At 46.2% G+C, this 14,178-nt stretch carries 10 protein-coding genes; 1 reads left to right on the top strand and 9 read right to left on the bottom strand.

Translation table 11 applies throughout. From position 1 onward, the window contains the following. Position 1: 1 nt before the first annotated feature. Positions 2-1,489, top strand: a complete 1,488-nt coding sequence (locus tag AB4Z08_RS10935) for a DUF255 domain-containing protein (RefSeq protein ID WP_441573763.1) — start codon at positions 2-4, stop codon at positions 1,487-1,489. Here the strand turns inward: AB4Z08_RS10935 and AB4Z08_RS10930 are convergent. The 9 genes from AB4Z08_RS10930 to AB4Z08_RS10890 form a co-directional block, all read right to left on the bottom strand. After that, positions 1,486-2,751: a DUF2264 domain-containing protein gene (locus tag AB4Z08_RS10930; RefSeq protein WP_441573762.1), complete on the bottom strand. Its 1,266-nt coding sequence runs from the start codon at positions 2,749-2,751 to the stop codon at positions 1,486-1,488. The genes AB4Z08_RS10935 and AB4Z08_RS10930 overlap by 4 nt on opposite strands. Before the next feature lie 18 nt (positions 2,752-2,769). Further along, on the bottom strand, positions 2,770-3,966 hold the full coding sequence (locus AB4Z08_RS10925; protein ID WP_441573761.1) for a glucuronyl hydrolase: 1,197 nt from the start codon (positions 3,964-3,966) through the stop codon (positions 2,770-2,772). A 22-nt stretch (positions 3,967-3,988) separates the two neighbouring features. Continuing rightward, complete coding sequence (locus AB4Z08_RS10920; protein ID WP_441573760.1) at positions 3,989-5,044, bottom strand: LacI family DNA-binding transcriptional regulator; 1,056 nt, start codon at positions 5,042-5,044, stop codon at positions 3,989-3,991. 30 nt (positions 5,045-5,074) lie between these two features. Continuing rightward, a complete protein-coding gene (locus tag AB4Z08_RS10915; protein WP_441573759.1) occupies positions 5,075-5,836 on the bottom strand; it encodes an SDR family oxidoreductase in 762 nt (253 codons plus the stop codon). A gap of 49 nt (positions 5,837-5,885) precedes the next feature. Then, a complete protein-coding gene (locus AB4Z08_RS10910) occupies positions 5,886-8,111 on the bottom strand; it encodes a DUF4861 family protein (protein WP_441573758.1) in 2,226 nt (741 codons plus the stop codon). A 22-nt stretch (positions 8,112-8,133) separates the two neighbouring features. Further along, positions 8,134-8,976, bottom strand: a complete 843-nt coding sequence (kduI, locus tag AB4Z08_RS10905; RefSeq protein ID WP_441573757.1) for a 5-dehydro-4-deoxy-D-glucuronate isomerase — start codon at positions 8,974-8,976, stop codon at positions 8,134-8,136. A 106-nt stretch (positions 8,977-9,082) separates the two neighbouring features. Beyond that, complete coding sequence (locus AB4Z08_RS10900) at positions 9,083-10,351, bottom strand: DUF2264 domain-containing protein (RefSeq protein ID WP_441573756.1); 1,269 nt, start codon at positions 10,349-10,351, stop codon at positions 9,083-9,085. A gap of 231 nt (positions 10,352-10,582) precedes the next feature. Then, positions 10,583-12,535, bottom strand: coding sequence for a heparinase II/III domain-containing protein (locus AB4Z08_RS10895; protein WP_441573755.1), 1,953 nt, complete (start codon positions 12,533-12,535; stop codon positions 10,583-10,585). An 88-nt stretch (positions 12,536-12,623) separates the two neighbouring features. After that, positions 12,624-14,165, bottom strand: a complete 1,542-nt coding sequence (locus AB4Z08_RS10890) for a RagB/SusD family nutrient uptake outer membrane protein (RefSeq protein WP_441573754.1) — start codon at positions 14,163-14,165, stop codon at positions 12,624-12,626. Between the last annotated feature and the right edge of the window lie 13 nt (positions 14,166-14,178).

Below are 14,178 nucleotides of genomic sequence, written 5' to 3'. Positions count from 1 at the left end.
CGTGTTAAACAGGTTTATCATAGTCATACTTCTCTCCCATGGCATATTTACTGCCAACAGCCAAACTATTCAGTGGCAGGAATTTAATCAGCATGCTTTTGACCTGGCCAGCCAGCAACATAAGCCGGTATTGCTGGATCTGGGCGCCAGCTGGTGTCATTGGTGCCATGTGATGGATGATTCTACTTATGAGAATCCCGCAGTGATCAGTTATCTCTCCCAAAACTACATTTGTATAAAAGCCAACCAGGATAAAAGACCGGACCTTTATGCAAAATACAAGGACTATGGTTGGCCCGCCACCATTATATTTCATGAAGATGGCAGAGAGCTGTTAAAGCAAGCCGGCTACTTTAGCCCCGCCGACTTCCTCCCGCTGCTACAAAAAACGTACAATGGTTACCGTTATGTTGAACCACAAAAAAAAGCAGTTATCAATACAGCTGTACCTGGTAAATGGTCAGCCGCCACCGCTACATTTGTACGGAAAAATTTCTTCGAATACCTGGACATGTCAGATGGTGGTTACGATATGCAGCAACACTTCCTGGAATACGATGGGATTGAATATGCCCTGCGTCATTTTAATACAAATTCGCAGTTAAAGAAATGGCTACCCCTCACTATCCATGGCTCTTATCGTATCAATGATCCTGCCTGGGGTGGTGTGTATCAATACTCTACCGATGGCAACTGGGAACATCCGCACTTTGAAAAAATACTCAGCATACAGGCGAGGTACATAAAAATATATGCCCAATACTATGCTGTAACAAAAGATAGCAGTGCATTACAGTATGCCCAAAAAATCATCAGCTATCTGGACACTTTTCTGCACAGCAATGAACAACTGTATTACAATTCACAGGATGCAGACCTGAAGGCAGGAGAACATGCAGGCGGGTACTTTGCATTGTCCGCCGCGGAGCGCTACCAACAAGGTATTCCACGTATAGACAGCACCTGTTATGCAAAAGAAAATGCACAACTCGCAGATGCTTTCTTACATATGTATACCGCTACAAAAGAAAAGAGCTATCTGGATAATGCCGGAAATATGTTGCTGGCTATCCGGGAGAAATTCAGGCAACCCGATGGCAGTTATGTACATGACCGCGCCTTCACCGGCAGTATTGCACTCGCGGATCAGCTGTATCTCTGCCAGGCGTTGCTACACTACGCACAACTCAGTGGCGATACAACTTCCCTCACCGCAGCCAAAGAAGCTGCCAATTACATGCTCGCACATTTTACCGGAAAAAACAAAGCGCTTTACAGTTTCAGTAACAATAATAAATACCTGCCACCAGATGAGGTACTCAGTGAAAACATAGATGCCTGCCGGGTATTCCAGGAGCTTTCTCAGTACGGAAATCCCATATACAAAACAGCGGCAGAAAATATATTTAGTTATATATCTTCTCCCGCTGTATTAAAAACGATCATTGCCGAACCAGGTATATTAACGGCAAAGGAAATGCTGCATTAGTAATCGATGGAATGATCTTTCTTCACGGTAGCGCCAGCCCAGGCTTTCTTAGCCGTCCATGACTGTGCGGGGCCCATCCAGAAAGGATCCCCCATTGGTAAGCCCAGCGCCAGGAAACCGGTTGTGCATAAATACAAACTTCCGGTAGAAGTATATACATCTGCAATTTCCGGCTGATGGCCACAGAAACCGATCTGTAACCAACCCTTTTTATCGAATGTACCAGGTGTTTCAAAAATTCGTTTATTCACTGCCGTTAGTGCACACCGTACCTGTGCAGGTGAAATATCTTCCGGCAGTTTTCTCTCCAGTGCAGTTTGTGCCAGGGCCTGGAAAGCCGCGTTACGGTAGGGCATAGAACGACCTACTACCGGGAAAGTGCCTTCGGGAGATATTTGTCTTTCCAGTATGGCGCTATAGCGTTGCATACGCTTCAACGCCAGTTCATAGTTTTCTTTTTGTTCATCTTTCATTTCTGCCATTACTTTCAACACGTCCACCAGCATAGGTTGTATCACAAAGGAATTGTAGTAATCGTAATGAAAATGTGCACCATCACCGTACATACTATCTCCTTTATACCATTCCATGATCTTCTGCACAGCCAGGTCTATCGGCTGACGATCCCAGGCAGCACCAAATTTCAGCAGCATGGCTTCTATGATGGCAGAAAACAACACCCAGTTATTGTTAAACGCTTTGATACTGCGCAAGCTGATCAAAGCATCTATTACCTGTTGTTGTGTTTTAGGCGTCAGCCTTCCCCACAATTCTTTAGGCGCACGCATCAGGCCATGGGCCAGGAAAGCGCCATCGACCAATGGTTGCGCATCAAATTTACCAGTGAAGTCCATGTAATCGGGAGAGGCAGGATCTACAGCCATGGCAATAGCTTTGCGCGTCATTTCCAGCATGTCGATACGCTTACTGCCTTCCACGGTTTGGTCCGGGCCCAGTTCCAGCCAGGGCGCTAATCCTGCCAGTGTTCGGCCAAATGCTTCCAGGTAAGTGACTTTATCCACCGGCTTGGCATAATCAGGGGCTACTTCTGTAGGCATAGAAGCCTTCAGTTTCCCCTGGCTTAACTTACTGATAACGGGACGGGATATACGAATCAGCAGGTCTACATTGTAAGTCCTGTCATCCACTCCATCCATTGGCAGATTTTCAGCCGCCATTGCCTTCAGCAGTCCTTTATCCGAACCGATGGTACCAGCCACCCCTGCCATGGGGATGGCTTTAATAAAAAATCGTCTGTCCATGGAATAATTGTTAACACCTTATTTAGCCCACTGTTTGTACCGCAGCAATGCTTCTACAAAATAATAATCAGCATATGTTAACGGTACATCTACTTCTGATTTATGTGGTAATGAACCTACACTATGCATCAATATAAAATCATTATTCTCACCTTCTTTAGCCAGGTAAGCTGGACTGCATAAGCTGTTCAACATGGTTTCTGCTGCATTCCAGTAACGCTTGCCCTCTGTTTTTCCGGTATAGCGACTCAGCTCCAGCAATGCAGATGCAGCCACGGCAGCAGCAGAAACATCACGCAATGCATCAGGAATGCCCGGTGCATCGTAGTCCCAGTAAGGTACCAAATCTGCCGGCAGTTTTGGATTGTTAAGGATATACTCCGCAATATGACGGGCTTGTTCCAGGTAAGCTTTGACTTTCGTATCACGATACATCACAGTATAACCATACAGTCCCCATGCCTGGCCACGTGACCAGGCAGAGCTGTCTGCTGCACCCTGATGCGTTTTGCGCCCTAACACAGCTCCATTAGCCGGGTCATAATCTATTACATGATAGGAACTGTAATCCGGACGGAAATGATGCTTCATGGTGGTATTGGCATGTGTACGTGCAATCTGTTCAAACTGTTTATCACCACTTTCACGGGTAGCCCAGTTCAGTAACTCCAGGTTCATCATGTTATCAATGATCACCGGAAATTTCCAGGTGCCATGGTCCCAGGACTTAATGCAACCTATAGTGGGATTAAAGCGGGTAGATAAAGACTTAGCGCTGGTAAGCAGAATGGCTTTATAGGCGGGATCTTTAGTAATACGCAATGCGTTGCCGAATGGGCAATACATCATAAAGCCGAGATCATGTGTGCGGGTATTAAACTGTTCTTTTTGTACCAGTGCCATACGTTTCAGCGCCTCCGCTTTAAAGACAGGATCTTTCGTGTATTCAAACAGGTACCAGTTAGTGGCAGGATAAAAACCGGAAGTCCACCAGGTGGAGTTGGAAGTCATCAGGCTACCATCTTTGGTATTGGTGGTGCGAGGCAACAGGCTGTCCGGTACATGGGTCATCATCAACTTATACTGACGTGCGGCAAACTGCAGGGTAGCATCTGCTTTCGCCAGTAATGCTTTGTCTGCTTTACCGGATTGTGCATACGATTGCATAACCATCACCGGCAATAATATTACCGTAAAGAACAGGTTCTTCTTCATAAATAACGTGATTATAAAATGATCATTTCTTTTTTACGCTGCTCTTTGCCGTACCGGCAGAAGACTCGCGTGCTATCAGTTGAATAGGTATTATCTCCTGTGAATAACGTGGTACAGTAGAAGCTGCCGTGTTGATGAGTTCCATTAAAGCAGCCACCACTCTTTCTCCCATCATAGCCGGGTACTGGTCTATGCTGGTAACAGGTGGTGTAACTATTTCCGTGCGTGGATCATTGGAATAGCCTACTACTTTCAGGTCTTCCGGCACCCGCACATTTATTTTACGACAGTACTCCATAATGGTAATCGCGGTGGTATCGTTGGAAGCAAAAACACCATCCGGATAAGGTGGTTGCGCGAAAATCTTTTCGCAGGTTTGCCATGCATTTTCACGGGTGAGTTCATGATAAAAAATGCGTGTTTTCTTAAATGGTAATTTATGCTCCTGCAAAGCATTTTTATACCCCGCTACTCTTTCCACATACAGATTGCTCGTCAGCGGACCGGATATATGTACAATATCTTTACAACCCTTTTCTATCAGGTGCGTGGTAGCCGTATGTCCACCCAGGTAATCATCTCCCTTGATCACTTTTACATTATAATCTTTGGGCACCCGATCAAAAAATATTAATGGAATATTGTTGTCCTTAAATACATCAAAGTGAGAAAAGTCGGTGGTATATAGTGTAGTGGATACCACCAGACCATCTACCCTGGCAGAATACAGCGTATTCACCAGGGCTACTTCCTGGTCATATGAATCATTAGATTGACAAATGATCAGGTTATAACCATGTTCCTGCAGTTTGTTCTGGATGATGGTACTGATAGTCGCAGGAAAAAACATAGAAATACGCGGTACTATGAGTCCGATCGTTTTGCTTTTATTATTCCTCAAACCGGCAGCCAGCGCATTGGGACGATACCCCAGTTTGCGCGCCATCTTCTTCACTTTATCTTTCGTACGTGCGCTGATGTTAGGATTGTCATTCAGGGCGCGTGAAACAGTAGATACGGAGAGTTTCAGCTCTTCCGCAATGTCCACAATTGTTTTTTCTGTACGTTGTTTGCTCATGTATAGAGGCTATTAGCTGTAAATGTTCTGTTATCTTCCCATCCAGCCACCATCCACGGTAAGGATCGTTCCATGTACGTAATCTGCTGCCCTGGAGGCCAGGAATATTGCAGGTCCTGCAAAGTCTTCCGGTTGTCCCCAGCGACCAGCCGGAATACGATCCAGTATGCTGCTGCTACGCTGTTGATCCGCCCGGAGAGCAGCTGTATTGTCAGTTGCTATATATCCCGGCGCTATGGCGTTCACATTTACACCTTTGGAAGCCCATTCATTGGCAAATGCTTTTACCAGTGAACCCACAGCTCCTTTGCTGGCAGCATATCCCGGAACATTGATACCTCCCTGGAAAGTGAGGAGAGATGCTGTAAAGATAACCTTTCCACTTCCACGGGCAATCATTCCCTTTCCAATTTCCCGGGTCAGGATAAATTGCGCATTCAGGTTGATGTTGATCACTTCGTCCCAATACTCATCCGGGTGTTCTGCAGCGGGTTTGCGGAGGATGGTACCTGCGTTGTTGATCAGTATATCTACTACCGGTACATCCTGTTCCAGTTGTTTGATAAATGCGTATAAGGCGGTCCGGTTGGAGAAATCACACTGGTACGCCTTAAAATTACGGCCCAATGCTTTTACCTCCTGCTCTACCTCACTTCCACTAAGCTCCAGGGAAGCAGAAACACCAATGATATCTGCACCTGCTGCGGCCAGCGCTACGGCCATCCCCTTTCCTATACCACGTTTGCAACCTGTCACCAGGGCTGTTTTGCCCTTTAATTGAAATAAATCCATTGTATAAATATTGGAAGAATTCCGGATGGCAGCATCCGGAATTCCAGAATTATTGAATCGTTACGTCTAAAGGCTGTTTAATCTTTTGCGCAAATGTTTCCAGGTAGCTAAACCATTCTGTGGCGGAAGTAATCCGGCCTCCCTTGTTCCAGGCAGCTCCGAAATAATATACGTACGGCTGTTGATTGCCTGTTGTACCAGGGCTCAGCAAATGTACGTTATCCGTTTTCATGCCAGGTACTTCCCGTGCAAATACACAACCCACTCCAATGGTACCATCTTCGCCATGTGTAGGCTCCCAGTACCCCATTACACCGGTCTTTTCATCCAGCAAGACGGTACCCGGTTCCTTACGCTTTACAATACCTGTCACTACCGGCATACTATCCTTGCCTTTAAAGGTATACTGCAACTGCATCTTATTCAGCTGTGAACCTGCGTCCAGTGAAATTGTTTTGGTAACGGTAACGGCTGTATTACCAGCTTGCCAGCTATCATAGGTTAAAGCAAAAGTAGTCCGTAAGGGGCCATTATCCAGCGTTTTCCACTGACGATAGTTTTTTGGGTAATAGATCGTGTCCTTACCATAAGGTGCGGTATCACCGGCGCCCAGGGTTAAACCAACACTGTAATAATCCAGTCCCTGCCCATTATCATGGTGGTAGTTATCCAGTTTATACCAGGTATCAATCACCATATCGGTGGTGCGCTTGGCCCATACATCAATACCAAAAGCCATTTCCTTTGGCACCTGTTCCAGCGCTTTGCCGTACATGCGGTAAGCCATCCGGTCATTTTCCCAGGCGTAATCATCTTTACGTTCCGGTACATAACGACCATAAGCCCCTGTCTTTACCGGAGCAGGTGTGCCTTCTACAATGGCTGCATACAATTTAGCACCCGCAGGTAATGTTACCTGCAGTAATATTTTCTTTGCAGCTTTGCCGCCTTCATACAGCAGCTGGTAAGGGATTTCCTGTCCACCAATTACATCTACTACCTTAAAATTTTTCTGCGCACCTTTACTTGCTTTGCGTATAAAATCTCCATAAGGGATTTCTACAATATCACGTTCCCTGTTTATACCTGTGTTATTGGAGATGACTACCGCAGCAGTTGCATTTTTGCGCAGGTCGTATTTTATCAGTTCTGACCCAGCTAACAGGAACGCACCTACGCCATACACTTCTGTATCATCTGCTGTAGCTTTTCCGGGAGCTGCACCTATTTCCTGCACAAAACCCAGTTTGCCGTTAGGCTGCACGCAACCGGTTAGCGCATCCCATCCTTTTTGCACGATGGGTAAAAATTCTTTCTCCGGCAACAACCCGTTATTGATACCCCACATTAGCGCATATACGTAAAAACCGGTACCACTCGTTTCCTTTGCCGGATAGTTATCAGGATCCAGTAAGCTGGCATGCCAGGTACCATCGGCAGTTTGCAAAGCGGCAATACGGTAAGCCATTTGTTTATATAACTCCAGGAAACGTTGTTTACCTGCATAACTTGCCGGCATATTATCCAGCATGCGTACCAGGCCACCCATTACCCAGCCATTACCACGACTCCAATACACATTGGTACCATTCTTTTCTTTTTTGCCGATATAACTACCATCGCGGTAATACAGGCTATCCTGCTTATTGTACAGGTAATCGGTTGTTTTCCACCATAGTTTATCGGCGGTTTCCAGGTACCGTGGATAACGGGTAGCGGTAGAGAGGTATGCCAATGCCGGAGGTCCCATAAACAACGCATCACACCAGGCCCATTCGCGGTGGTGAATACCATTCTTCCATTCAAGGGATTCGTTATGTGGTGCAGCAACGATGCTATCTGCCAGTTTGCGGAATTTATCTACCATCAACGTATCTCCGTATACACTGTATAATTGTGAATACAGTTGGCCAACACAATATTCATCCGCAAAAAAACGATCCGGTCCGGTGTTCCAGTTATTGTCCTTTCCTACCTGTATCAGGCGGTCAGTAAAAAACGGATTGGCGGTTACCTGCGTGAGCGAGAACATACCGGCATACATAGCGCCGTTGGTCCAGTCCGTAGGCGCATGGTTCCAGCCTTTTGCGGTAATATACCGCCATTGCCAGGAAGCCACTTTCTCCATTTGAGCCCTAACTATTTGTGCAGTATAGGTATCGGTGAAAGCAGCAGCATACTTTTCCGTAACAGGTCCGGTAGCATGCGCCGGTAAGCCGGCATGCAGGAAAGACAAGCCCAGCAAGCTCCCTGCGATAATTGTTTTCATCATCATGATAGCAGCTATTATCAGTTCATTAACGTAAATCAGTGATCTTGCAGTGATCCATATCACTATAGTCCAGGTTTTCACCAGCCATACCCCAAATAAAAGTATAGTTGCTGGTACCAGCACCACTGTGCACCGACCATGGCGGCGATATGATAGCCTGTTCATTCTGCATCCACACGTGGCGGGTTTCCTGTGGTTGGCCCATAAAGTGGCATACCGACTGTCCTTCCGGTACTTCAAAATAAAAATATACTTCCATTCTTCTGTCGTGCGTATGCGCCGGCATCGTATTCCATACGCTGCCAGGTTGCAGTTCTGTCATGCCCATCTGTAGCTGGCAGGTTTCCAGCACACTGTTCACCAGCAGTTTATTGATGGTGCGGTGATTGGAAGTCTCCAATGTTCCCAGCGTCACCACATCTCCATCCTTTTTAGACACTTTACGTGTAGGGTAGGTATGATGTGCCGGCGTGGAATTCAGGTAAAATTTAGCGGGTGTTTGCGCATTTTTGCTATAAAAAACTACCTGCTGTTTGCCTTTACCGATATATAACGCTTCTTTGTAGGCGAGTTCAAATTTTTCTCCATCTACTTCCACCATGCCTTCACCACCCACATTAATCATTCCCAGTTCTCTTCTTTCCAGAAAACAATCTGCTTTCAGAAGATCGATGGTAACCAGTGTTACCGGGCCTTTCACCGGCATGGCGCCTCCCGTAAGATAGCGGTCGTAATGTGAATGTGTCCAGGTAATCTGATCTGCTTCAAAAATGTTTTCTATTAAAAAAGCCTGTCTCAACTGTGCGGTATCCATTTGCTTCACCTCTGCAGGACTGCTGGCGTACCTTGAATCTAACGTGGTGCTCATATAATTCTATCGTGTTTTTAATATAGTGAATAAGGTATTAGCGATTAGCTTTTAGTGAATGCAGCGAAGATCAACACAACATCTGCTAACAGCTAAAAGCTAATGGCTAATAGCTAACGTGATAATCTTTCTTTATTGCTTTACCGGACCATACTTTCTGCGCCGTCCATTCCGCTGCCGGATCTGCCCAGAAAGGATCTGTAGCAGGTAATCCAAGGGCCAGGAATCCGTTGGTGCAAATATACAGACTGCCGGTAGAGGTATAAACGTCTGCTACTTCCGGCTGATGCCCGCAAATACCGAGTTGCAGCCATCCCTGTTTATCGAAGGTACCTTCCATTTCAAAAATGTTTTTCATAATGGCGGTCATCGCGCAACGAACCTGCGCCGGCGCAATACCTTCAGGCAACTGATGCATCAGTGCCAGTTGAACCAATGGCTGAAAAGCAGCTGTGCGATAGGTCATAGACCTTCCCAATGCAGGATAAGTACCATCAGGTGCAATCATTCGCTCCTGCAGTTCGGAAAAACGTTGCATCCGTTTCACTGCCTGATCGTAATCTGCTTTAGGCCCTTGTTTCTTATCTGCCAATACTTTCAGCATGTCAGTAAACATCGGGTGTATCACATACCCATTGTAATAGTCCAGTGAAAACTGCGGACCATCGCTGTAAAAGCCATCACCGGCATACCATTCCTGTATTTTTTTGGTGGCCACCATGGTGCGCAACGGCTCCCATTCTTCCCCGATAGATAACAGGAACGCTTCTACCATCCCTGCAAATAATAACCAGTTGTTGTAAGCAGGGCGGATGCGTCTTAACTCCTTCAATTCTTTTACCACATTGGCTTTGGTAGCGTTGTCCAGCGGTGCCCATAACGCTTCGGGAGCACGCATAAAGGTCTGACACAAATAGGCAGCATCTACCAGGGGTTGTGCTTCTGTCCGGAAGTTCAGGTAATCCGGTGAAGCCGGATTTACACCGTTCACAATTCCCTGCAATACCTGCTCTCTCATTTGCTTACGCAGCTTTCCTTCTGCGGTTGCATCGTCTGGTAATGCCAGCCAGGGCGCTAGCCCTGAAATACAACGGCCGAAAGCTTCCAGGTAAGTCACCTTTTCTACTGCCAAACCATACCCTGGCCCTTTTTCCAAAGGCATGTTTTGCTTCAGCGTACCGTTGCTCATATTTTCCACTACCGGCCGGGAAATACGTTGCAATAGATTTACGTGATAGGAACGATCCGGTACGGCTGCCGTGGCAGCATTGTTCACTGTTCCTCCGTTCGCAGCGGCTGCCAGTGCTTTGCCAGGAGCCATGGCTCCTGCAAGACCCGCCAACGGCGCTATTTTGATAAAGTTTCTGCGTTCCACTGTAGAATAACTTTGATGTAGTTAAAATAACTGTTGCTATGACCCAGCTATGGCTAAAGCTCTAATGTAATGCAAACGTTTGCAAAAATCAAGCATTTATTTAAAAAAAAGGTAACTCAGCCAGCTGTTCTTATATTTTATCCCTTACCCGAGTCCCGTTATACAAACGGACCTCCCCCGACTTACCACCATACTATTATGCGGACTCGCCTTCGGGGATTTACCAAAAGACTACCGGCTCATTACAAATTGTATTTTATGTTGCCCCTTCAACACCTGCCTACGCGCTTTCAGACTGATACGGGTAACATGATCTCCCCATACCGGTAATAAGCGGCCATCTGCTACTTCCTGTCTTTCTGTGATCACTTCAAACAAAGCAGGATCATAAGAGATGGTTAAGTTAGCAGTGGCTCCCTTCAAGATCACCTTACCCGCCGCATTGGTATCTGCCGGTAAACAGGTCATGAAATGTAATAGAAAGGCTTCCTTCCATTCTTTCAGCTGATATGCTTCCTCGAGCTGCAGTGAAGTTTTGGCAGGTGCAAAAGTAAAAGTACGTTTCCAGGACTGTACCATAGCGGCTGCCGGATAAGCAGCCGCTATATCCATGCTTAGCTTGTTATTGGAAAAATGAACATCATTTGCCTGAAAACGGCGACCATCCTGTTGTTGCACACCATTGATCGTAGGACAATTATGCCACTGCGATTGCATAAACCACAGTTTATACCGATCCGCACTGAAAGTTTGTTTGGTATAAGTGCCTACACCCACATCGATCAATGCTGGCTTTCCATCCATATACAATACAAAGTTCCCTACATCATTGTGATTATGGCTCTCTGCATTATGTCCGCCCAAAGCAGCAAAAAATAACCCCTTGGAAGTACCTGCCTGTGAGCGTATGGACACTACCTGCAAATCAGGCAACCAGTTTACAGCCGTATAAGGCGCTGCCGGTTTGGTAGCCAGTAAAGCATCCCGGCATTCCAGGTTATAAATAAAGAAAGCCAGCGAAGGTGCTTTTATGTTCATGCTATCCGGATTATCCAGGCGGGATAAGTAAGCCGCAAAGTTGATCAGCAAAGGATCCTGGAAAGCGGTGCCATATAAATATACCGTATGAGGCGGCGGAATCGTACTCGCCGATGCATCCGCAAAGTTGACAAACCGGCTGCTGTCAACATGCATTTTATAAATATAAGCGCCAATCTGATGAATCAGTTCATTGTTGCTCCAGTTGAGTTTATGCGCGGAAGCATTGTTCAGTAGGGTGATAAACTCTATCAGCTTGCCGCCTGCATGCCCCCAGTAAGTGGGGCCTTCGTCACAACCACCATCATCGGGATACCCATTTACGAAATTATCCGCGCTGCGGATCGCTTTTTCAATCAGCTTATTACGTGTATCCGTCTCATTTATACTTAACAAAGCAGTTTGTAACACATTGGTATTAATCCAGATGTTCCAGTTATTCACAGTGCGGCCCGCCCAGCCCATCCACCAGAAATCGCTGCGCTTCAGAAAGGGTTCCACCACACGATGCTGCAGTTCATAGGTAATCCGCTTGTTCACCATCGGTGAAATTTTATCCAGCTGATCATGTAACAGGAATTGCGTCCAGCTAAGCGTAGCCGCGGTTTCTCCAGCCACCAGGTCTACTATCGGTTCTGCAGGATCTGCCAGACCACTTCCCGCCTTTTGTACGCCCACATGTGCGGGCAATACCCAGGTACTTTCTTCCAGTATCAGCCACAAGCCGTTTACGATCTGTGGTACATACTTTCCGTTGCCGCCGGCCAGTTCCCCCGCTACCAGGGTCGTTAATACCCTGCGGCGTTCAGATTGTACACTTTCAAAATTGATCCGGTTACCATTATCCCGGTATTCCAGGTACAAAGTCGCAGGTAAAGATGGCCAGCTAAATGCCATGGCTTTATCCGCTTCTTTTATCAGGGTGGCTTTAGTCACCGCCGGCAAGGCCGCCATTTTATCTGCAATGGATTTTAACCGGTCCTGTTTCCATTGTGCCAGGTCTTTGAAGACAGCCTCCCCACCACCGCGCTGGTACTCATTGTACAGGTAGTTCCTGTCTTTTTTCTGCTCCTGTGCCAGGGAGTCCTTTACAAAGCCGATCCCCGAAAAAAGCAATATTGCACCAACTATTTTTTTGATGTACATATGACAATTAATTTTCAGTAAGATAAAAAACACATGCCACGACTACTAGCCGTGGCATGATCATTTTTCATTGGTTTAGGCTGTCATTTTACTTTGCATAATCAGGATTTTGTACCAGGTTACTGTTGAGGTCTATTTCTGCCTGTGGAATAGGCCATAGATTAAACGCATTTACGAAATTAATCTTATCAATCTGTTGTCCTGCAATATTGGTCACCACCAGTCCATTCATTAACTGGGTAGCAATGCCCCAGCGACGGATATCTGAATAATAGGTACCTTCCATTGCAAACTCTATCATACGCTCGTGACGGATAATATTACGCATTTCTTCCTTCGACTTTCCCGCAGGAATCTCCGGCATCTCTACTCCTTTACGCGCTCTTACTTTATTGATAGCGGCATATACCGTAGCATCCGGCCCTGCTGCTTCATTCTGAGCTTCTGCCAGCATCAGCAATACATCAGCATAACGGAAAATTATAAAATTAAGTGGAGAATCCCCTGCACCAAAACCATCTACTTCCAATACATACTTTCTGGTCAGATAGCCGGTAAAGGTAGCGGCATTATCTAAGCGCAGATTGGCGTAAGGAATACCTTTCCAGCTGGCACCAGGCCTTACCACTGTATAATCCAGTCGTGGATCCCTGTTGCTATACGGGTTGGCGGGATCGTAGCCAGAACCCGCATCAGTAATGGCTTTCCCATTTTTCATCTCATAGTTATTCACCAGGTTCACAGACGCATATACATTACTCCAGCCACTGGAAAAAGAACTACGGGTAGAAAGACGTTTATCCAGCAAACTACCCTGACCTAATCCCGGCGCCAGGTACTGCACATCAAAAATCACTTCCACATTATTTTCTGCACTGGTAGATACAAACATGTTTTTATAATCAGTGTACAGATCGTACCCCAGTCCGGTGATCGTTTGGCAGGTAGCTGCGGCAGCATCATATTGTTTCGCCAGCAGCTGCGCCTTTGCTTTCAGCGTTAAGGCAGCACCCTGCGTAGCATGACCTACCAGTGCTGCAGCGTAACTCTTAGGCAGTGAATCGGCAGCAGCACCCGCTTCCTTTATGATGAAGCTAAGCAGGTTGGCCCTTGTTTCCTTACCAGGTAAAGGATCTCCCAGCTTCAGCGTTTTGGTAACCAGTGGTACATCTCCGTAAAAATCTGTCAGCTGATAGTAATACAGGGCACGTAAAAATGTAGCTTCTGCGATCAAACGATGATTGGTAGCCGCATTCATTGTCACACCCGGTAACTTTTCCAATGCCAGGTTAGCACGGTAAATACCATTGTACAATGCCTTGAACTTATTGGCTACCGAAGTAGTAAAAGGATTCATATTTCCTTTCGCAACAGGACCGAAACCTGTGCCCCCATCATCCCAGATAAAGGCAGAAGGTGTTAAGCCATCGTTATACACATACAGGCCAAAAATATCATTATTCTGCAGATCATTGTATATCGCGGTAACACCGGCATTCGCATCCTTTTCTGTTTGCCAGAAATTGGCGTCAGACACTTTATCGGAAGGAGTAACATTCAGAAAATCTTTCTTACAGGCACCCAGCGTTAATAAACTGCATGCACATATAGCGGTTATTATCTTATTCATTTCTTACAGTTTA

Source organism: Chitinophaga sp. RAB17 (assembly GCF_052114225.1).
In the GTDB taxonomy this organism is placed as follows: domain Bacteria; phylum Bacteroidota; class Bacteroidia; order Chitinophagales; family Chitinophagaceae; genus Chitinophaga.
The sequence above is the reverse complement of the archived record's forward strand: the minus strand, read 5'-3'. Positions and strand labels throughout refer to the sequence as shown.